Origin of the sequence: Niastella sp., assembly GCF_045805085.1 — a bacterium.
Classification (GTDB): domain Bacteria; phylum Bacteroidota; class Bacteroidia; order Chitinophagales; family Chitinophagaceae; genus Niastella.
In genome coordinates, this window is sequence record NZ_JBJMLX010000240.1 from 13,680 (window position 1) to 33,817 (window position 20,138).

Genomic DNA, 20,138 nt, shown 5'->3' on the forward strand with positions numbered 1-20,138 from the left:
TTCTAAACCGTATCTCATACTTCTTACTTCCTACTTCGTTCTTCCTTCGTATTTTTACCGCGTGAGTTATCCTTCATTAACCATTACGTTTTTAGGGACCGGTACCAGTTCCGGTGTACCCATGATCGCCTGTGATTGTCCGGTTTGCACTTCAACCGATAAAAAAGACAAACGGCTTCGCTCCGGAATAATGGTGCAATCAGAAAAAACAACGCTGGTTGTTGATTCTGGTCCCGACTTTCGCTACCAGATGTTGCGGGCTAATGTAAAGCACCTGGATGCTATTGTTTTTACGCATTCCCATAAAGACCATGTAGCCGGCCTCGACGATGTACGGGCTTTTAACTTCTTTCAGCAGCAACCCATGCAGGTGTTTGCCAGCGATGCCACGCAGGAGGTGATCATCCGCGAATTTCCTTATGCTTTTTATGAGTCAAAATACCCCGGCTTACCTGAAATAAAATTGAACACGATCGGGCTGGAAACTTTTGAAGTGGGAGATATTCCGGTAACGCCCATTATGGTCTGGCATTTAAAAATGCCGGTGCTGGGTTTTCGCTTTGGCCACTTCACTTATATCACCGACGCCAGCCGCATTGATGACAGTGAATTGGAAAAGATAAAGGGAAGCGATGTATTAGTGTTGAATGCGCTGCGAAAAGAAAAACACATCTCCCATTTTTCGTTAAGCGAAAGTATAGAAGTGGCTAAAAAGCTACAAGTGCCCCAATGTTACCTCACTCACCTCAGTCACCAAATGGGTAAGCATGCCGATGTGGAAGCGGAGTTACCGAATGGGGTGAGTTTTGCTTATGATGGATTAGTAATTAAAGTGTAGTTGACGCGCCATGAAAGAGCGAGGCAAAGGGCAAAGGGCAGAAGGCAAAGACCGCGACGCGGCAATCGAGCCTCCCCCAACCAACCTCGCGCTATTACTCAACCTAATAATTTTTCAATCTTCCTACCTCCTTTATCAACCCTGTCAACCTTATCAACAATATCAACTTTTCTTCCTCGTCAACTGGTCAACTGGTTAACTGATCAACTCGTCAACTCATCAACTACATTTCTTTAAATGCGGTAATGGTTTGAACGGGGCCATATTCATTCCACCCAACAAACGAACCTGGATTTAATAGTAATTGATTACCATAAAACCCAATGGCCACAATAGCCCCATTGGCCGGCGCCTGGTTTAATCCTACAAACGCCTTCGAGAAATTGCATCGGGTTCCGGTTAAACCACCGGTGACCGGAATGGCTTGTGTATTCAGTTTATTAAAACCGGCCAGCAATTCGCTGCCATTCACTCCGGTGCTATCGGCCATGATATAGGAGGTGTACAGATCGCTTTGCTGCAATTGTTGCATCAGGCAATGACCTGCATCGTAGCTGGTAGTGTGTTTGCTGATATTTGTTTCGGCACAGTGAATAATTGTTTTATCGAATTGAAAAGCGGTAACTACTACACTACTTAGATAAAGATCAGGAAGAATGATCTCACCGGAGGCCGAGGTTAAAATAATATGGGCCTCGGGATAGCTTCTTTCCAGATAATTAAAAACGGCAGTATCGGTAATGATGGAAGGTGGGCCAAAAGCCAACACCAACTGGCATTGCATACGGTCAAATTCTTCCGCGTGCATATATATTTTCCAGGCCTTATCGGTATACTGAAGTTGTTGCATTTTCATCGGGTAATTTTTTAGGGTATAGATAAGGCTATATGTGTAACGTATATTGTTTCAAATACTTATATTTAGGAAGAAAAAAGTAAGTGTTTTTTGAGGAATTGAGTGTAAGGCAATAATTAGTAGTAGCCCGAAATAAAAAATATTGACTCCGCTCAATCTTGATTATGGAAAACAACTGGAAAGATTATTTCTCTTTCACCAGGAAAGAACGCACCGGCATTTATGTACTCCTGGCATTGATTGCCATTTGTATCACCCTCCCGCAGTTTTTTAAAACAGCCACTTTTAGTGAAGAAGTACGCGTAGAAGTGATGCAACTACAAAAGGCGCCGCCTGAACAGGCTTTTACGCAAAAGGAAAGGCGACCGGCTTACAACAATGTATATTATGCACCAAAGAAGGAGGAGGAGCCGGTAAAGGCTACCTTATTTCCCTTTGACCCCAATACGCTGGATGCAACCGGCTGGAAGAAGCTGGGCATTAACGAACGTACTACGCATACTATACAACATTATCTATCCAGGGGGGGACAATTCAGAAATGCTGCCGACCTGCAAAAAATGTATAGTTTAAGGAAGGAAGATTTCGACCGTTTGATGCCTTATATAAGAATTGCAACACCCCCGCGATTATACCCACCCCCCAAGCCGCCGGTTAAATATGTAAAAGCTCCGCCTGCGATCATTGACATTAACCAGGCCGATACAGCCGCGTTTATTGCATTACCAGGCATCGGCAGCAAGCTGGCCAGCCGCATTGTGAATTTCAGGGAAAAGCTGGGTGGGTTTTATTCGGTACAGCAGGTAGGGGAAACCTTCGGATTGCCCGATTCTACCTTTCAATTAATACAACCCCGGTTGCAATGTAGTGCCGTTGTTTTGCAAAAGCTCAATATCAATACAGCCGATGCGAATACCCTGAAACAGCATCCCTATATTCGTTGGAATATTGCCAATGCCATTGTGCAATACCGTCAGCAGCACGGACTGTTCCACAGCCGCGAAGAGCTGCAACAGATTGCATTGATAACTCCTGAGTTATATCAAAAACTGGCGGCTTATATTATAGTGGAGTAGGAGGCGAATGTTAAGTTTAAAAAAAGTACGCTAACGGATGTTAGTTTTGTGAAAAAATCCTCCTATATTGCAGTGGCCTTTAGCGATTGAATACGAGTTAATTCAGGTAAATTTAAGTATGAACTTTCAAACCTCTGAGCTTACAGATCAGGTTGCTCAATCAACCCGCGATTTTGCTCAACAACATATTAAGCCTTATGTAATGAAGTGGGATGAAACCCAGGAGTTTCCCATGCATCTTTTTAAAGAAATGGGTAAACTGGGCCTAATGGGTGTACTGGTACCTGAAAAATATGGTGGCGCCGGCTTAACTTATTATGAATATGTAGCCATTATACAGGAAGTTGCCAAAGTATGTGGTTCCATTGGGTTAAGCCTGGCTGCACACAACTCGCTTTGCACTGGCCATATGTTGAGTTTTGGTAACGAAGAACAAAAGCAAAAGTATCTGCCCAAACTGGCCACCGGCGAATGGTTGGGCGCCTGGGGTTTAACGGAACCCAATACTGGAAGTGATGCAGCCAATATGAAAACAGTGGCCATAAAAGATGGCGATCACTGGGTGTTGAATGGCACCAAATGCTGGATCACCCACGGAAAGAGCGCTGATGTGGCCGTTGTAATTGCCCGTACCGGTGAACCTCGTGCAAAGAACAACGCTACCGCCTTTGTAGTGGAGCGAACCACACCGGGGTTTAGCGGTGGTAAAAAAGAAAACAAGCTGGGCATGCGCGCCAGTGAAACCGCTGAAATGATCTTCGATAATTGCCGCATTCCTGATGCTAACCGCCTGGGGAATTTTGGCGATGGGTTTAAACAATCATTGAAGGTGTTGGATGGCGGCCGTATTTCAATTGCCGCCCTGTCGCTGGGCATTGCCAAAGGAGCTTACGAAGCTTCTATACAATACGCAAAAGAACGCCACCAGTTCGATCAGGCCATTGCCAACTTTCAGGGTATTTCATTTAAACTGGCCGATATGGCAACAGAAATTGCCGCTGCCGAGCTGCTGACGCTGCAGGCATGTGATTTAAAAATGCGCGGCGAACCTATGAGCAAAGAATCGGCCATGGCAAAATATTTCGCCAGCGAAGTGGCTGTGAAAGTAGCTACCGATGCCGTGCAGATCTTTGGCGGATATGGTTATACGAAAGATTTCCCCGTTGAAAAATATTATCGCGATAGTAAATTATGCACCATTGGCGAAGGCACATCTGAAATTCAGAAGATTGTTATAGCCCGTGAAGTGTTACGAGCTTAAAGTGAGAATTACTGCTCTCGGTTGCTTGTCATGACAGGATCCTCCCGGCTTTATGCGGGAGGATTTTTTATTTAACAGCCTGTAAGCGGGAAAGCTGATGATTGATTTGTTATGAGATGCAACAATGGATTAAGGCATTATATCATCCTCATCATCCTTGGGACCATACTTGTCGAACAGCTTATCAATAGCGCCGCCAAAAATGGGGAATTTATCTTTTGCAAAATTCTTGATGATCTCGATGGCTTTATAAGCTTGTTGCTCTGTTAAACCTTCAGCCATTAACTTGTTTACCAGTTCCTGCATAACAAATATTTTGAGAAAATTACGGAAATAAAAAACGTCAGTTTTATGGCTGACGTTTTTTTATTAATATCTTATCTGATTCTTTCGACTAGGCAACTTTCAACATGCTCATCTTGCTCTTGTCGAAGTTCTTTTGCGCGTACTCCAGGTTCACATGGAAAACTGTTTGTTTGCTCGAAGGCAGTTCAAACATGGCGTCGGTTAAAATGCTTTCGCATATGCTGCGCAAGCCACGGGCGCCCAGTTTGTATTCCATCGCTTTATCAACCATGAAATCGAGCACATCATTATCGATGGTCAGTTGAATGTTTTCCAGTTCAAACAAACGCTTGTATTGTTTTATCAATGCATTCTTCGGTTCTGTTAAAATAGAACGAAGCGTTGCTTTATCGAGTGGGTTCAGGTGAGTAACTACCGGTAAACGGCCCAGTAACTCAGGGATCAAACCAAATGATTTTAAATCGGTAGCATTAATGTATTGCAGCAGGTTCTTTTTCATGTGCTCCTGCAGCTCTTTGTTTACATTAAAACCAATAGCGTTGGTGTTTACCCGGCGGGCGATCACTTTATCAATACCGTCAAAAGCGCCACCACAAATGAACAGGATGTTCTGGGTATTGATCTTGATCAGTTTTTGTTCAGGGTGTTTACGGCCGCCTTGAGGGGGAACCAGTACGTCGGTACCTTCCAGCAGTTTCAGCAAACCCTGTTGTACACCTTCACCACTCACATCGCGGGTGATGGAAGGGTTGTCGCCTTTACGGGCAATTTTATCAATTTCGTCTATATAAACGATGCCTCTTTCGGCAGCGGCTACGTCATAATTACAAACCTGCAGCAGGCGGGTCAAAATGCTTTCTACGTCCTCACCCACATAACCGGCCTCTGTGAACACCGTAGCATCAACGATAGCGAAAGGCACATTCAGCAGGCGGGCAATGGTTTTTGCCAGCAGGGTTTTACCCGTACCGGTTTCACCCACCATTACGATGTTGCTTTTTTCGATATCTACTTCGTTTTCAGCAGGTTTTTGTTGAAGGCGTTTATAGTGATTGTAAACGGCTACTGCTAATACTTTTTTAGCATCGTCCTGACCGATCACATATTCATCCAGAAAGCGTTTAACCTCAACAGGTTTCTTTACGTTCAGTTTGAAGGAAGTGGAAGGCGGGGTACTTTCATGGCGGATCATCAGTTCCTGTTCAATGATCTCGCGTGCATGCTCAACGCAATTCTCACAAATATGTCCTTCCTGCCCGGCAATAAGAATCTTTACTTCATCGCGGCTGCGTCCACAAAAAGAACAGTGTAATGTTGTTTTAGCCATGTTTGTATAAAATCGCTTACAAAGGTATCTAAATGCTAATCCAAATCCCAATAAAAAATCCCAAACTCCTTTTGTAGAAAATTAGTATACGGAATTTGGGACTTTTACAGGTTTATATGTACTTATAACTTATCAACTTGCTGATCTACAATGCCATATTCAATTGCTTCTTTGGCATCCATCCAATAGTCGCGATCAAAGTCTTTCATTACCTGTTCAAATTTCTTACCACAGTTTTCGGCCAGAATGCGGGCGCCGATCTCTTTGGTCTTTTTAATTTGTTTGGCCTGAATTTCCAGGTCAGCGCTTACGCCCTGCATATATCCGCCCAGGCTTGGTTGGTGGATCATCACTTCACCATGGGGGTAAATGTAGCGTTTGCCTTTGGCGCCGGCGCTCAACAGGATAGAACCCATAGAGGCAGCCAAGCCCATACAAATGGTGCTAACCGGGCTTTTCAACATACGCAGGGTATCGTAAATAACCATACCGCTGGTAACTACGCCACCGGGACTGTTGATGAAGAATTTAATGTCCTCACCAGGTTTGTCAGCATCGAGCAGTAACAATTTGGTTACAACTTCTCTTGCTGTTTTATCTTCTACAACACCCCACAGGTATACCGCTCTTTGTTCAAAAAAGAACTTCTCCATTTTCTTGGCCAGCATACCAAAGTCAGCATTTTTTTCTTCCTTGCCGTTTTCTTTTGGTTCGTCTTCATCGTCCATGCGAAATGGCTTAAATAAATGATTTGAATATATCTGCATGATATTTTTTATTTGAAATTCGATTATTTGAATTCTACAATGATCCTGATCATCCTGAGCGTAGTCGGGGATCGAAGGATCAGGCTACACCCTGAGCGCAGTCGAAGGTGCTTAGTCTTTTTTCTCTTTACGTGGATTGATCAGCAATACTTCATCAACAAGGCCATATTCCTTGGCTTCTTCAGAAGTTAACCAGTAGTCGCGATCGCAATCCTTTTCAACCTGTTTAACCGTTTTACCAGTGTGGGTGGAGATGGCATCGTACAGGTTCTTTTTGATCTTTTTGATCTCCTGTACAGTGATCTCGATATCACTGCCCTGGCCGCCAATGGCGCCGCTGGGTTGGTGCAACATCACGCGGCTGTGTTTTAAGGCCGTGCGTTTTCCCTGTGTACCGGCGCACAATAATACAGCAGCCATGGAAGCAGCCATACCAATGCAAATGGTACTTACATCGGGTGTGATGTAGTTCATGGTATCATACACGCCCAAACCAGAATATACGTTTCCGCCGGGGGAGTTGATGTACATCTGGATGTCGCGCGTGCGATCGGTGCTTTCCAGGAACAACATCTGGGCCGTTACGATATTTGCCACTTCGTCATTAATGGGGTAGCCCATGAAAATGATGCGGTCCATCATCAACCGGCTGTAAACGTCCATGACAGCAATATTCATCGGACGTTCTTCAATAATATTAGGAGTGAGATTCGTAACTGAATGCTTTTGGTAACTGTCCAGGGTATTGCTTGAAATACCTCTGTGGTGTACCGCGTATTTTTCAAATTCTTTTCCAAGATTCATAGTACTTTTCTATTATTTGAGTTGGCAATATAAGTTTTTTAGGAAACCAAATACCGTGCTATATCAAAAATCAGCCATTTTGACCTAATATCCTCAAAAACAAGCATTTTGAGCCTGCTATACAGGCAGTCGGCCTGGCATAAAATGTCTAATTTGGGGTCTTTAGAAGTATAACAGGCATTGCTAGGTAAAAAAGCTGACAAGTTGAACGGCGGCTGTCAGGCCACCTGGTACTCAACCGGGTACAAAGCTAGAGCAAACAGTCATTAGCCTTATTTTTCATGTTTAATAAGTGCTCATTTAACAATTAAAAGCTAATTTGGTTTTGCATTCACATACAAACAATTGTTTGTGGCTGGTTTGTTAAAAGCACCAGTTAGTCCACTCGTTTGGTAGAAAAAATTTTTGATATCAGTTGTGATGTATTATCTTTGATCTACAAACTGAGTAGACTTATTATGTTTCGTTCCCACGCCATACATTTAATGTACATCTCCTGTTGTAACAAATACTGTTGTTGCTGTTGATACTCAGTTTTCTACTTGTTAGTCCAATCGCACTATGTTTCCAGGTTCCAGATTTTCGAATGAATGAATGATAAAAGAATATGAGCTCAACGCTAAAGTCACGCTTGACAGATTTAACCCACCAATCAGATAGACTATCTGTTGCTGAGTTTATCAAATTCCTTACAGAACAGTTCCCCGGTCAGGTAACATTCAGTAGCAGTTTCAGCTATGAAGACCAGGTAATTGCCCACGAGATCCTGCACAACCAATTACCGGTTAGCATTTTTACTTTAGATACCGGAAGGTTGTTCGCAGAAACCTATTCTGTTTGGAACAATACAAACGAAAAATACCACGCCAACATAACCGCCTACTACCCCGATTATAAATTGCTGGAAACCTTTGTTACAGAAAAAGGTCCCAATGCATTTTACGAATCGGTTGAAAATCGCAAGCAATGCTGCTTTATTCGCAAGGTAGAACCGCTGAAAAGAGCGTTGGCCGGGAATGCGATCTGGATCACCGGTTTACGGGCCGAGCACTCACCCGATCGCCACGATCTCAGCATAATTGAGTGGGACGAAACCAACCAGATCATCAAATACAATCCCATTCTGCACTGGACAACCGAACAGGTAAAAAAATACATCGACGATAATAATGTGCCATACAATCCGCTGCACGACCGCGGATTTGTAAGCATAGGATGCGCCCCTTGTACACGCGCAATAAGGCCTGGAGAAGATTTCAGAGCCGGCCGCTGGTGGTGGGAAGACGCAGCTAAAAAAGAATGCGGTCTGCATATTCATAAATAATTTATTAACTGAATTCTGAAAAGAGAAATATGAGTAAGTATAGTTTAGATTATTTGGATCATCTGGAATCGGAAGCTATTCATATCTTCCGTGAAGTAGCAGGGCAATTTGAAAGACCAGCTTTATTATTTTCCGGCGGTAAAGATTCCATCACGCTGGTACAACTGGCGTTGAAAGCATTTCGCCCCGGTAAATTTCCTTTCCCTCTCGTACACATCGACACCGGACATAACTTCCCTGAAGCACTTGCATACCGTGATGAACTGGCCAAAAGATTGGGCGAAAAGCTGATCGTTCGCAACGTAGGCGATACGATCAAAGCAAAAAATCTCACCGAGCCAAAAGGAAAGTTTGCCAGCCGCAATGCTTTACAAACTTTCACCCTGCTCGATACTATCGAGGAGTTCAAGTTTGATGCCTGCATTGGTGGCGCCCGCCGCGACGAAGAAAAAGCAAGGGCCAAAGAACGCATTTTCTCTGTTCGGGATGAATTCGGTCAATGGGATCCCAAACTGCAACGCCCCGAACTGTGGAATACTTACAATGGAAAAATAAGCAAAGGCGAGAATGTGCGCGTATTTCCCATCAGTAACTGGACAGAATTAGACGTTTGGAATTATATCCGTCGCGAAAAGATCGACCTGCCTTCTATCTACTTCTCGCACGAACGTGATGTAATAGACCATGAAGGGCAACTGGTAGCTGTAAGCGAGTTTATTAAACTCGATGAAACTGATAAAGTACTTAGAAAGAATGTTCGCTACCGTACCGTAGGGGATATGACCTGTACTGCAGCCGTAGAATCACGTGCTGATAATATCGACGACATCATCAGCGAGATCACCGCTACCAAAACCAGCGAACGCGGTGAAACCCGTATTGATGATAAAGTATCGGAAGCAGCAATGGAAGACAGAAAGAAAAATGGTTATTTCTAACCCATCTCCAAACTTCAAAATATTTATATAAATGGATTTATTACGGTTTATAACAGCAGGCAGTGTCGATGATGGCAAGAGTACCCTGATCGGCCGTTTATTATTTGATAGCAAAAGCATCATGATCGATCAGCTGGCCGCTATCGAAAAGCAAAGTAAGAATAGAGACCTGGGCGAGATCGACCTGGCTTTGTTGACCGATGGGTTGCGTGCAGAAAGGGAACAGGGCATCACGATCGATGTGGCATATAAATATTTTTCAACACCCAAACGCAAGTTCATCATCGCCGATGCACCCGGGCATATTCAATATACCCGCAACATGGTGACGGGCGCTTCTACCGCCGACCTGGCTATCATTTTGATAGATGCCCGTAACGGGGTAGTTGAACAAACCCGCCGCCATTCCATCATAACTTCTTTATTGAACATTCCGCACGTGGTAGTGGCCATCAACAAAATGGACCTGGTTGACTACTCACAGGATGTGTATAACAATATCGTGATCGATTATGCCGAAGTGGCAAAATCCCTGGGGCTGAAAGATGTGACCTATATTCCGCTCAGCGCTGCATTTGGCGATAACATCGTAGAGAAATCACCCAAACTGGCCTGGTACGAAGGCACCCCTTTACTGCAATTCCTGGAATCAGTAGAAGTAGACAAAGATATTAACCTCGCCGATCCACGTTTCCCCGTGCAATATGTGATCCGTCCTCAAACAGATGATCTGCACGATTATCGTGGTTATGCCGGAAAAGTGATCAGTGGTATTTATAAAAAGGGAGATGCCATCACCGTATTGCCTTCAGGCCGTACCAGCACCATCTCCGCTATTGAACACAATGGTAAACAGGTAGAAGAAGTGTTTGCACCGCAAAGCGCCATTCTGCACCTGGAAGATGACATCGACATCAGCCGTGGCGACATCATTGTAAAAAGCGATAACCTGCCCAAATTAACCCAGGAACTGGAAGTGGTGTTGTGCTGGATGGATAACAAACCACTGGTTACCGGTAACAAATATTTATTGCAGATCAACAGCAAAGTGGTAAAGAGCGTGATAAAAGAGATCGAGTACAAGCTGGATGTAAATACACTGCAAAAAGAAGAAGCTACTTCAGCAACGCTGAACGATGTAATAAAAGTAAAAATAAAAACGGCTTCGCCCATTCCGTACGATTCCTATAGCGATCTGCGTGAGAACGGCGGCGCCATATTGATAGATGAAACCAGCCATGTAACGGTTGGAGCCTGTATGATTCAATAGCTGAGTAGTAAACCAAAGTGTTGAACTTTTGAATATTGAATAAAATGAGCACGAACGAATTTATACAACATTTATATGCGCAACTTAAAAAGGTAGATACCACTTTCCCTGATAAGGAACTGGCAGAACAGTTCATTGACCAGGTTTTTAATTTTTTGTTTTTACCCAATAAGAAGCATCATCAGTTCAGTGATCTGGAGAAAGAGCTCAATATCTTAAGGGGTCATTTATCCAGCCTGATATATGATGTAACGCATAAGGAAGAAAAGGCAGAGAAACATACAGAAACCTTCTTTGCTGCTATTCCCGCACTGTATGAAACGCTGATAAAGGATGCGAAGGCTTTGTTGCAGTTTGATCCCGCAGCACGGTCGGTAGAAGAAGTGTTGGTGGCTTACCCCGGTTTTTATGCTACGGCAGTATACCGCTTATCGCACCAGTTATGGGCGCAGGGCGTTGAAATTCTGCCAAGGTTATTCACCGAGTATGCGCACAGCAGAACCGGTGTTGATATTCATCCCGGCGCTCAAATTGGCGAAGGATTTTGCATTGACCATGGCACCGGTATCGTGATTGGCGAAACAACTGTAATAGGTAATAATGTAAAAATATACCAGGGTGTAACATTAGGCGCCCTGCACGTTTCAAAGGAGACCATTACAAAGCGGCATCCTACCATTGAAGATAATGTGACCATTTATGCAGGTGCTACCATTCTCGGCGGCGAAACGGTTATAGGAAAGGATAGTATCATTGGCGGGAACGTTTGGCTTACCTATAGTGTACCCTCTTTTTCAGTAGTGTACCACAAGAGCGAAGTTAAGGTTCGCGACAAAAATCCATTTCCTGAGCCATTAAATTTCGTCATTTAAAAAAACGGGAATTATGATCACCGAAGAAAAAGAAACTAAGACAACCAGTAAAACTGACAACCAAAACAACCAGCGCATGAGAGCCGGTAGTATTTTAGAAACAATTGGCCAGACACCGCATGTTAGAATAAACAGACTGTTTGGTAATGACCATGAAGTTTGGATTAAACTGGAACGCAGCAATCCCGGCAACAGCATTAAAGATCGTATTGCATTATCGATGATCGAAGATGCAGAAGAGAAAGGCATTCTGAATAAGGACAGCGTGATCATTGAACCTACTTCTGGTAACACCGGTATCGGTTTGGCCATGGTAGCAGCGGTAAAAGGGTACAAACTGATCCTGGTGATGCCCGAATCGATGAGTGTGGAAAGAAGACAACTGATGGAGCTGTACGGCGCCTCTTTTGAATTAACGCCCCGCGAAAAAGGGATGAAGGGCGCTATTGAAAAAGCAAAGGAACTGGTAGCTGCAACACCCAATTCCTGGATGCCCCAGCAGTTCGATAACGAAGCGAATGTAAAAGTGCATCGCGAAACAACTGCTCAGGAGATCCTGGAAAGCTTCCCTGACGGCATCGATTATTTGATCACCGGTGTAGGTACTGGCGGTCATATCACCGGTGTGGCAGAGGTGCTGAAAGCCAAATTCCCCAACCTGAAAGTATTTGCAGTGGAACCAGAGCTATCGGCTGTAATTGGCGGTGGCGCTCCCGGCCCGCATCCTTTACAAGGTTTAGGCGCTGGTTTTATTCCTTCCATCCTGAACACGAAACTGCTTGATGGAACAATAAATGTAGGTAAGGATGAATCTTTCAGCTATGCACAACGGCTGGCAAAAGAAGAAGGCATTCTGGCTGGTATTTCAACCGGTGCGGCCCTGGCGGCAGTAGCAAAAAAATTAGCCGAGATACCCAAAGGCGCCCGTGTATTGACATTCAATTACGATACCGGCGAAAGGTATTTATCAATAGAAGGCTTGTATAAATAATAAACGTACATGCAAAAAAAACCAACATATGGCAAAGTAATACTGGCAGCTGCCGGTCCCGGTGATCCGGAACTGGTAACAGTAAAAACTGCGCGCTATTTGCAACAGGCTGAAGTGGTATTGGCAGATCGCCTCGTAAGCGAGGAGATCCTGCAGCAATATGTGAACAGCCAGGCAGAAGTAGTATATGTTGGTAAGCAATGCAGCCGTGGATCATCAACGCCCCAGTACACCATCAACGAACTGCTGGTACAGTATGCCGCACAGGGCAAACTGGTAGTACGGTTAAAAGGTGGCGATGCATCCATGTTCTCGAACATACTCGATGAATTGCAAACCCTGGTGCAACACAATATACCTTATGAAATTGTACCCGGTGTAACCGCAGCGTTGGGTGCTGCAGCCTATGCAGGCATACCATTAACAGCCAGAGGCTATACTACATCAGTGCGTTTTTTGACCAGTTACAAACTGGATGTTGTTACAGACACCTACTGGAAAGAACTGGCTGAAACCAACGACACCCTCGTGTTTTATATGTCGTCAGAAACCCTGGACCATGTAGTAAGCAACCTGGTAAAGCATAATATAGACAGCGAAAAGTTGCTGGCGGTAATTGAGCAGGCTACCACGCCTTTGCAGAATGTGCACGTAACCAATTTGTATAAATACGATGAACAGCTTCGGGGAAAAACATTTGTTTCCCCGTCGCTGGTCATCATTGGCAAGGTGGTGGCTTTGCATGAGCAGTTCAGGTGGCTCGAAAACAGCAACAGCGCAGAACATTATTTTAAACCACTGGCAAAACTGATTACAACAACACCCGATTCTGAAAATGCGGAAAAAGTAAATAAACATGTTAGCAGAGCATAAATTGAAATTGTTACAGGATTTAGTAAGGACTTCTACAAAAGAAGAACTGGTTTGGATGAATGGATTCCTGGCCGGCGTACTGATGAATTGCCACGACCAATCGACCCTGGCGCCCACATCAGCAGCAGCGGCTTCGGCTCCTGCAACAGCTGCTGCACCCGTGGCAACCCCTGTTGAAAGCAAACCAACCGTATCTAAAATAACTATAGCATACGGTACTGAAACCGGTAACTCAAAAAAGCTGGCCACTGACCTGGCTGCCAAAGCAAAGAAAAGTGGTATCCAGGCCAAAGTGGTAAGCCTTGATCAATATCGCCTGAATGATCTGGCCAAAGAAGAATACTTCTTTACCATCATCAGCACACAAGGCGAAGGCGAGCCGCCTGCTACTGCAAAGAAGTTTTACGACCACATCCATCAGAATGGATTCAAGCTGCCCCAAATGAAATACGGAGTGCTCGCTCTGGGCGACACCTCATATCCCCTGTTTTGCAAGGCCGGCGAAGATGTAGACGAGCAATTGCAAAGACTGGGCGGACAACGTGTTGTTAACTTAATAAAATGCGATACTGATTACCAGGGCGATGCAGATGGCTGGTTCTCGCAGGTATTGCATTCATTAACCACCACTACCAGCAGCAACGGCACTGCCAGTGTAGGCGCCGTGGTAACCGCTAAAAAGCCAACCGGCAAAAAAGTTTACAATGGCAGCATCATCACCAATGTAAACCTGAACGACAGAGGTTCCAACAAAGCAACCCATCATATTGAAATAGTGGCCGATGACCTGGAATACCAACCCGGTGATTCAATTGGGATTGTTCCTGAAAATGCACCCGCTATTGTAGATTCAATTATCGCATTGACACGCATAGATGGCAAGAAAACAGTAACGTTCCGCAACGAAACGCATACGGTGATAGAGCTGTTGAAAAAGAAAGTGAACATTGCCTATTTACCGGAGCGCGTAGTAAAACAATATGCCGCTATAGTAAAACAGGATATTCCTGAAACAAAGATCAGTCTGCTCGATCTGTTAAAGATCTATCCCGTAAACAATGCAGCGCAGTTTGAAGAAGTGATTGGCATTCTGGAACCGATCACGCCAAGATTATACTCTATTTCCTCTTCACCCAACGCACACAGCGGTGAAGTACATATTACCGTGGCCCGCGACAATTTTAAAATGAACGGGGAAGTAAAACATGGTTTGGCCTCAAACTATCTGGCCGATTTAGCAGTTGAAGGTCCGCTGGAATTTTATGTACATAAAAACAACCAGTTCCGGTTACCAGCGGAAGACAAAGATGTTATTATGATCGGGCCCGGAACAGGTATTGCACCGTTCAGATCATTTATAGCGGAGCGTGATGCTACCGGCGCCAGCGGTCGTAACTGGCTGTTCTTTGGCGATCAGCATTTCACTACCGACTTCTTATATCAAACAGAAATTCAAAACTGGATCCAGACAGGCGTACTGACCAAAGTGAACGTTGCCTTTTCAAGAGACCAGAAATCAAAAATATATGTACAACATAAAATGCTGGAGAATGCCAAAGCATTTTATGAGTGGTTGCAAAATGGCGCCTATGTATACATCTGCGGTGCTAAAGAACCAATGAGTGTAGATGTGGAATATACCATGCTGCAGATCATTGAAAGATTTGGAGGTAAAACAAGCGCCCAGGCAGTTGAGTATTTGAACCAGTTGAAAGAAGAGGGTCGCTTCCTGAAAGATGTGTATTAGAACGAAGTGGGTGAATTTAATTTGAAACTTGAAACTTGCATTTACGATGAGTACAAACGATAATAAGAATCTGTCTTCTACCGAAAAAATAAAAATGGCCAGCGATGGTTTGCGCGGTACATTAAAAGAAAGCCTGCGTGATGAGATAACCGGTGCGATCCGTGAAGATGATACAGCGTTGGTTAAGTTCCATGGCATGTACCAGCAGGATGATCGCGATCGTCGGGAAGAACGCAGTGCCAAAAAGCTGGAATGGCTGTATTCTTATATGCTCCGTTTGCGTTTGCCCGGTGGCTTTATGACCGCTGATCAATATATAGGCTTACATAACATTGCCGGAGACCATTCAACCGGAGTTATTAAGATCACCACCCGCCAAACCATACAGCTGCATGGTATTTTAAAATCGCATGTAAAACCAACGATTCAGGCTTTCAACACCATATTGCTCGATTCTATTTCTGCTTGTGGCGATGTGAACCGTAATGTGGTTTGCGCGGCTCACCCCAAATTTTCACCTATACATGAAGAAATTTTTTCTTATGCAGGGAAAATAAGCAAGCTGGGTTTGCCCAAATCAAGAGGATATTATGAAATATGGCTCGATGAAAAGCCATTGCTCGATAAAAAGGAGAAAGAAGAAGTAGAAAAAGATCCATTATATCAGGATCGTTACCTGCCCCGTAAATTCAAAGTGGGTATAGCCATCCCGCCAAACAACGATGTGGATGTATTTACCAATGACCTGGGCCTTATTGCCATTATTGAAAATGACAAGCTGATAGGTTTTAACATCGCTGCAGGTGGTGGTCTGGGTGCTACCCATGGTAACGCGGCTACTTATCCACGCCTGGCATCGATGCTGGGTTTTGTACGGGGCGAAGCAAATACGCTGAAAGCCGTGCTGGAGGTAATTACTATTCAGCGCGACCATGGTAATCGCAGCGATCGTAAGCTGAGTCGCCTGAAATACACCATCGACAAAATGGGGGTGGAAGCATTCAGGGCAGAACTGGAAAAACGGTGTGGGTTCAAACTTGAAGAGCCGAAGCCATATAGCTTTACCAGTAGAAAAGATGAGTATGGCTGGCACAAGAACCACGAAGGTAAATGGTATTATACCGTATTTATTGAAAGTGGCCGTATTGCCGACGAAAAGGTAGCGCTGAAAACAGCCTTACTGGAAGTAGCAAAAACAGGTAAAGCCAATTTCCGGTTCACCAGTAACCAGGGTTTGATCCTCAGCGACATTGCACAAAAGGATAAGAAAGCTGTAGAAAAGATCTTGACCGATTTCGGAATTATTGAACATACTGACAAAGCAGGGGCTGTACGTAAAAATGCCATCGCCTGCGTAGCATTCAATACCTGTTCGCTGGCGCTGGCCGAAGCACAACGCTACCTGCCATCGCTCATTACGAAAATTGAACCTATCCTGGCCAAGTATGGTTTGGAGAATGACGAAATATCTATGCGCATGACCGGTTGTCCCAATGGTTGCGGAAGGCCGTATGCTGCAGAGATCGGTTTTATAGGAACTGCCTATGGCCGTTATAATTTACATTTGGGTGGCGACCGCGAAGGTTTCCGTTTAAATAAAAAGTATAAAGAAAATATCGACGAGCCTGCAATTTTGAAGGAGCTGGATGAACTTTTTGAGAAATATAGCAAGAACAGGAATTCCGGTGAAACATTTGGCGATTTTGCAGTTCGCGAAAAGTTGGTAACGATCTAAAAATGCTGACAGGCATGACAACAGAACAAATAATACCGGTAAAACAAACGACTGGCGCAACGCCCGATCCCGGCAATCTTTTATTTCCTGTTTTTTTAAAGCTGGAAGACTTAAAAGTATTGCTGGTAGGAGGGGGCAAGGTGGGTGCAGAAAAATTATCTGCACTGCTGGGTAATTCGCCGGCTGCCCCGGTTACTGTTGTAGCTATCAGCATTTCCGATGAGGTACGTAAGCTGGCAAAAAGCCATCCCAACCTTACCCTTCATGAGCGCGCTTTTGTAGAAGCCGACCTGGTAAACCAGGACCTGGTTATCATTGCGGTGAATGAAAAAGAGTCGAGCCTGGCCATCAGGGCGGCTGCCAAGGATAAGAAGATCCTGGTAAACGTGGCCGATACGCCTGAGCAATGCGATTTTTACCTGAGCTCTATTGTGCAAAAAGGTAATTTGAAAATTGCTATTTCAACCAATGGCAAATCACCTACCGCCGCCAAACGCATAAAAGAAGTGTTGAACCATGCCCTGCCTCCTGAGCTGGATGACATGATCAATAACCTGCATGCAGTAAGGAATAAACTCAATGGCAACTTTGAATACAAAGTAAAACGGCTGAATGAGATCACCCGCATCCTGGTAGAAAAGGACAATGTGGAAAGAGAACGACGTGTTAGAAAGATCGTCACCTATTCCCTTATTGCATTTGCCCTGATGTTGGTAGGTCACTTTATATTCTCTTATTTACCCTTCCAGCGGATTGCCGATGATACGGTAAAATGGTACCACCAGCTGGACCCGAACTTTCACTGGATGGTGCTGGCCGGTTTCCTGGCGCAATTGGTTGACGGCGCCCTGGGAATGGGATATGGTGTTACCAGCGCCACTATATTATTATCGGCCGGGGTTAGCCCCGCAGCCATGAGTGGTAGTATACATACTGCCGAAATGTTTGCAAGCGGCGCTTCAGGGTACAGCCATTATAAATTTGGCAACGTAAACAAAAAACTGTTCAAGGCATTGGTGATACCAGGTATTGTAGGAGCTGTATTCGGTGCAATACTGTTAGTAAAATTTGGCGATTCACAAACAGCGTATATAAAGCCTGTTATAGCCACCTATACCATGTTGCTGGGTTTACGTATACTTTGGAATGCGTTTAAAAAGGAGCAGAAGAAAAAGAAATTCAAACATTATGGCTGGCTGGCTGGTTTTGGCGGTTTCCTCGATTCTTTCGGCGGCGGTGGCTGGGGACCCATTGTAACCACTACCTTAATTACCAAGGGCCGCAGCCCGCGGTTTGTAATAGGTTCCGTGAGCCTGACTGAATTTTTTGTTACCCTGGCAAGCGCATTTTCATTCTTTTTTATGTTGGGAGTAACCCACTGGCAGGTGATTGTGGCCCTGATTATAGGCGGTTTACTGGCGGCGCCGTTGGCGGCTAAACTGGCTGGTAAATTACCACGTAAAATTTCGCTGATCTTATTAGGTATATTAGTAATATTCTGGAGTCTGAAGATTATCGTTAAGATCTTTTAAATAGTTATCCCGGTAAAAATTCTTACCGGGATTAAAAATAAATTATAAGTCTAGTAAAATAATGGACTATATTTGTACCAAATAAGGATCCCGGCTACTTTAACCAGCCGGGATTTTTAAAGGTCAAATAGTCTAGTAATTTAGTGGACATGATTTGTTAGCCAGATGCACGACCCCGTACAATAATCCGGGGTTTTATTTTAACCTTATAGTCTATTAGAATATAGGCTGGTATGAATGAATAAACCAACGAATAATGAAAACAGCAAATCCAACAGGCTGGTTGCTTGAGACCAAAACCTTGTACAACGGCCTCCTCGCAAAATTGAACCCTCTTAAGAAACTCAAATATGGCGTTTTGGCGTCAATGGCCCTGTTGGTGTGTTCCACTGCTATTTCCCAAACCGTAGCGTTGATAGAGATCTCCGGAACGGTGATCAATCACGGAAAAAATGAACCCTTATCCGATGTAAGTGTACAGATAAAAGGATCGGTAACCGGTACCATTACAGACAATACCGGCAACTTTATACTTCGCACCAAACAAAAATTACCCTTTACACTGGTTTTTACTTCGGTTGGCTTTGAGCCAAAAGAGCTGGAAGTAAAAAGCCTCGGCTCCAAATTACAGGTAGCCATGGTAACGCAAACCGTATTGGGCAATGAAGTGGTAGTAACAGCTTCGCGCGTACCGGAAAATATCCTGAAATCACCGGTGGCAATTGAAAAGCTGGATATCCGCGCCATAAAAGAAACGCCGGCGCCTAACTTCTACGACGCCTTGGAAAATGTAAAGGGCGTACAAATGACTACTTCCAGTTTAACATTTAAAGTGCCCAATACCCGTGGCTTTAATATCCCAAACAACTTCCGCTTTATGCAGCTGGTTGATGGGGTAGATATGCAGGCGGCAACTTTAGGCGTTCCGCTCGGTAATGCCATTGGCCCCACAGAGCTTGACATTCAAAGTGTGGAAATAACCCCCGGCGCCGCTTCTGCCCTATATGGCATGAACGCGATCAACGGGATGGCAAACCTGCTGACCAAAAACCCCTTTAATAGCCAGGGGTTGAGCATTTACCATAAAACAGGTATTAACCATGTGGATGGCATCGATCATTCACCCGCATTTCTGACAGAATCTGCTATCAGGTATGCAAAAGCGTTGTTCCATAATAAATTTGCCTTCAAAGTAAACGTAGGTTACATGCAGGGGATCGACTGGCGTTCAAATACCCGCCTCGATCAAAACCCAAACAACCTGAAGAGTGCTAACCCTAACTTTCCTGCACTCAATGGCGAGAACAATACTGTCTTCGATGGCTGGAATAAATATGGCGATGATGCATTGGCGGGTAGTAACACTTCTTCAATCAGCGGCCTCACCATCGATGGCAAGCCCAATCAAACATTGCGCGTAGCGCGTAGCGGTTATTGGGAAACCGACCTGGTAAGTCCGAAAGTAAGCAACCTGAAAGTTGACCTGGCGGCACATTACCGCATAACCGAAAATGCCGAGTTGTCTTATTCTTATCGTTTCGGACAAATGGACGGCGTATTTCAACGGGGAAACAAGATCCGGCTCGACAATGTAAAAGTGCAGAACCATCACCTGGAGTTG

At 44.4% G+C, this 20,138-nt stretch carries 18 protein-coding genes; 13 read left to right on the forward strand and 5 right to left on the reverse strand.

All coding sequences use genetic code 11. From position 1 onward, the window contains the following. Positions 1 to 61: 61 nt before the first annotated feature. Positions 62 to 838, forward strand: a complete 777-nt coding sequence (locus ACJ751_RS12195) for an MBL fold metallo-hydrolase (protein WP_407745772.1) — start codon at positions 62 to 64, stop codon at positions 836 to 838. A 223-nt stretch (positions 839 to 1,061) separates the two neighbouring features. Here ACJ751_RS12195 and ACJ751_RS12200 read toward each other — a convergent pair whose 3' ends face one another. After that, on the reverse strand, positions 1,062 to 1,694 hold the full coding sequence (locus tag ACJ751_RS12200) for an FIST N-terminal domain-containing protein (protein ID WP_407745773.1): 633 nt from the start codon (positions 1,692 to 1,694) through the stop codon (positions 1,062 to 1,064). Positions 1,695 to 1,858: 164 nt separating this feature from the next. Here ACJ751_RS12200 and ACJ751_RS12205 point away from each other — a divergent pair, with 164 nt between their 5' ends. Together ACJ751_RS12205 and ACJ751_RS12210 are read left to right on the forward strand one after the other, a co-directional pair. After that, entirely contained in the window at positions 1,859 to 2,770 is a 912-nt protein-coding gene (locus tag ACJ751_RS12205) for a helix-hairpin-helix domain-containing protein (RefSeq protein ID WP_407745774.1), read from the forward strand. A gap of 118 nt (positions 2,771 to 2,888) precedes the next feature. Continuing rightward, positions 2,889 to 4,031, forward strand: a complete 1,143-nt coding sequence (locus ACJ751_RS12210; RefSeq protein ID WP_407745775.1) for an acyl-CoA dehydrogenase — start codon at positions 2,889 to 2,891, stop codon at positions 4,029 to 4,031. Between the two features lie 129 nt (positions 4,032 to 4,160). On the opposite strand, the gene ACJ751_RS12215 is transcribed toward ACJ751_RS12210, so the two are convergent. From ACJ751_RS12215 to ACJ751_RS12230, 4 genes are all read right to left on the reverse strand, one after another. After that, a complete protein-coding gene (locus ACJ751_RS12215; RefSeq protein WP_407745776.1) occupies positions 4,161 to 4,337 on the reverse strand; it encodes a hypothetical protein in 177 nt (58 codons plus the stop codon). Between the two features lie 88 nt (positions 4,338 to 4,425). Further along, entirely contained in the window at positions 4,426 to 5,664 is a 1,239-nt protein-coding gene (gene clpX, locus ACJ751_RS12220) for an ATP-dependent Clp protease ATP-binding subunit ClpX (protein ID WP_407745777.1), read from the reverse strand. 122 nt (positions 5,665 to 5,786) lie between these two features. Next, the gene (locus tag ACJ751_RS12225) at positions 5,787 to 6,431 is read right to left on the reverse strand and encodes a ClpP family protease (protein ID WP_407745778.1); all 645 of its coding nucleotides are present in this window, start codon (positions 6,429 to 6,431) and stop codon (positions 5,787 to 5,789) included. A gap of 111 nt (positions 6,432 to 6,542) precedes the next feature. Beyond that, positions 6,543 to 7,235, reverse strand: coding sequence for a ClpP family protease (locus tag ACJ751_RS12230; RefSeq protein ID WP_407745779.1), 693 nt, complete (start codon positions 7,233 to 7,235; stop codon positions 6,543 to 6,545). Positions 7,236 to 7,842: 607 nt separating this feature from the next. Here ACJ751_RS12230 and ACJ751_RS12235 point away from each other — a divergent pair. The 10 genes from ACJ751_RS12235 to ACJ751_RS12280 form a co-directional block, all read left to right on the forward strand. Further along, positions 7,843 to 8,559 (forward strand): phosphoadenylyl-sulfate reductase, encoded by a 717-nt coding sequence (locus ACJ751_RS12235; RefSeq protein ID WP_407745780.1) that lies wholly within the window; start codon positions 7,843 to 7,845, stop codon positions 8,557 to 8,559. 29 nt (positions 8,560 to 8,588) lie between these two features. After that, positions 8,589 to 9,497 (forward strand): sulfate adenylyltransferase subunit CysD, encoded by a 909-nt coding sequence (gene cysD, locus ACJ751_RS12240; RefSeq protein ID WP_407745781.1) that lies wholly within the window; start codon positions 8,589 to 8,591, stop codon positions 9,495 to 9,497. A 31-nt stretch (positions 9,498 to 9,528) separates the two neighbouring features. Beyond that, entirely contained in the window at positions 9,529 to 10,767 is a 1,239-nt protein-coding gene (locus ACJ751_RS12245) for a sulfate adenylyltransferase subunit 1 (RefSeq protein WP_407745782.1), read from the forward strand. A 44-nt stretch (positions 10,768 to 10,811) separates the two neighbouring features. Then, the gene (gene epsC / locus ACJ751_RS12250) at positions 10,812 to 11,639 is read left to right on the forward strand and encodes a serine O-acetyltransferase EpsC (protein WP_407745783.1); all 828 of its coding nucleotides are present in this window, start codon (positions 10,812 to 10,814) and stop codon (positions 11,637 to 11,639) included. Between the two features lie 13 nt (positions 11,640 to 11,652). After that, complete coding sequence (gene cysK / locus ACJ751_RS12255; protein ID WP_407745784.1) at positions 11,653 to 12,630, forward strand: cysteine synthase A; 978 nt, start codon at positions 11,653 to 11,655, stop codon at positions 12,628 to 12,630. Between the two features lie 9 nt (positions 12,631 to 12,639). Continuing rightward, the gene (gene cobA, locus ACJ751_RS12260) at positions 12,640 to 13,503 is read left to right on the forward strand and encodes a uroporphyrinogen-III C-methyltransferase (RefSeq protein WP_407745785.1); all 864 of its coding nucleotides are present in this window, start codon (positions 12,640 to 12,642) and stop codon (positions 13,501 to 13,503) included. Then, entirely contained in the window at positions 13,487 to 15,250 is a 1,764-nt protein-coding gene (locus ACJ751_RS12265; protein ID WP_407745786.1) for a sulfite reductase flavoprotein subunit alpha, read from the forward strand. The genes cobA and ACJ751_RS12265 overlap by 17 nt, the downstream gene beginning before the upstream one ends. Before the next feature lie 46 nt (positions 15,251 to 15,296). After that, entirely contained in the window at positions 15,297 to 16,985 is a 1,689-nt protein-coding gene (locus ACJ751_RS12270; protein WP_407745787.1) for an NADPH-dependent assimilatory sulfite reductase hemoprotein subunit, read from the forward strand. A gap of 14 nt (positions 16,986 to 16,999) precedes the next feature. Continuing rightward, positions 17,000 to 18,517, forward strand: a complete 1,518-nt coding sequence (locus ACJ751_RS12275; protein WP_407745788.1) for a TSUP family transporter — start codon at positions 17,000 to 17,002, stop codon at positions 18,515 to 18,517. Between the two features lie 256 nt (positions 18,518 to 18,773). After that, positions 18,774 to 20,138, forward strand: a 1,365-nt coding sequence (locus ACJ751_RS12280; RefSeq protein WP_407745789.1) for a carboxypeptidase-like regulatory domain-containing protein, incomplete at its 3' end; no start/stop codon positions are given.

Excerpts from the sequence above, each read along its gene's own strand:
- ACJ751_RS12200 (WP_407745773.1), bottom strand. The coding sequence starts at position 1,694 with ATGAAAATGCAACAACTTCAGTATACCGATAAGGCCTGGAAAATATAT.
- ACJ751_RS12205 (WP_407745774.1), top strand. The coding sequence starts at position 1,859 with ATGGAAAACAACTGGAAAGATTATTTCTCTTTCACCAGGAAAGAACGC.
- ACJ751_RS12210 (WP_407745775.1), top strand. The coding sequence starts at position 2,889 with ATGAACTTTCAAACCTCTGAGCTTACAGATCAGGTTGCTCAATCAACC.
- ACJ751_RS12215 (WP_407745776.1), bottom strand. The coding sequence starts at position 4,337 with ATGCAGGAACTGGTAAACAAGTTAATGGCTGAAGGTTTAACAGAGCAA.
- clpX (WP_407745777.1), bottom strand. The coding sequence starts at position 5,664 with ATGGCTAAAACAACATTACACTGTTCTTTTTGTGGACGCAGCCGCGAT.
- ACJ751_RS12225 (WP_407745778.1), bottom strand. The coding sequence starts at position 6,431 with ATGCAGATATATTCAAATCATTTATTTAAGCCATTTCGCATGGACGAT.
- ACJ751_RS12230 (WP_407745779.1), bottom strand. The coding sequence starts at position 7,235 with ATGAATCTTGGAAAAGAATTTGAAAAATACGCGGTACACCACAGAGGT.
- ACJ751_RS12235 (WP_407745780.1), top strand. The coding sequence starts at position 7,843 with ATGAGCTCAACGCTAAAGTCACGCTTGACAGATTTAACCCACCAATCA.
- cysD (WP_407745781.1), top strand. The coding sequence starts at position 8,589 with ATGAGTAAGTATAGTTTAGATTATTTGGATCATCTGGAATCGGAAGCT.
- ACJ751_RS12245 (WP_407745782.1), top strand. The coding sequence starts at position 9,529 with ATGGATTTATTACGGTTTATAACAGCAGGCAGTGTCGATGATGGCAAG.
- epsC (WP_407745783.1), top strand. The coding sequence starts at position 10,812 with ATGAGCACGAACGAATTTATACAACATTTATATGCGCAACTTAAAAAG.
- cysK (WP_407745784.1), top strand. The coding sequence starts at position 11,653 with ATGATCACCGAAGAAAAAGAAACTAAGACAACCAGTAAAACTGACAAC.
- cobA (WP_407745785.1), top strand. The coding sequence starts at position 12,640 with ATGCAAAAAAAACCAACATATGGCAAAGTAATACTGGCAGCTGCCGGT.
- ACJ751_RS12265 (WP_407745786.1), top strand. The coding sequence starts at position 13,487 with ATGTTAGCAGAGCATAAATTGAAATTGTTACAGGATTTAGTAAGGACT.
- ACJ751_RS12270 (WP_407745787.1), top strand. The coding sequence starts at position 15,297 with ATGAGTACAAACGATAATAAGAATCTGTCTTCTACCGAAAAAATAAAA.
- ACJ751_RS12275 (WP_407745788.1), top strand. The coding sequence starts at position 17,000 with ATGACAACAGAACAAATAATACCGGTAAAACAAACGACTGGCGCAACG.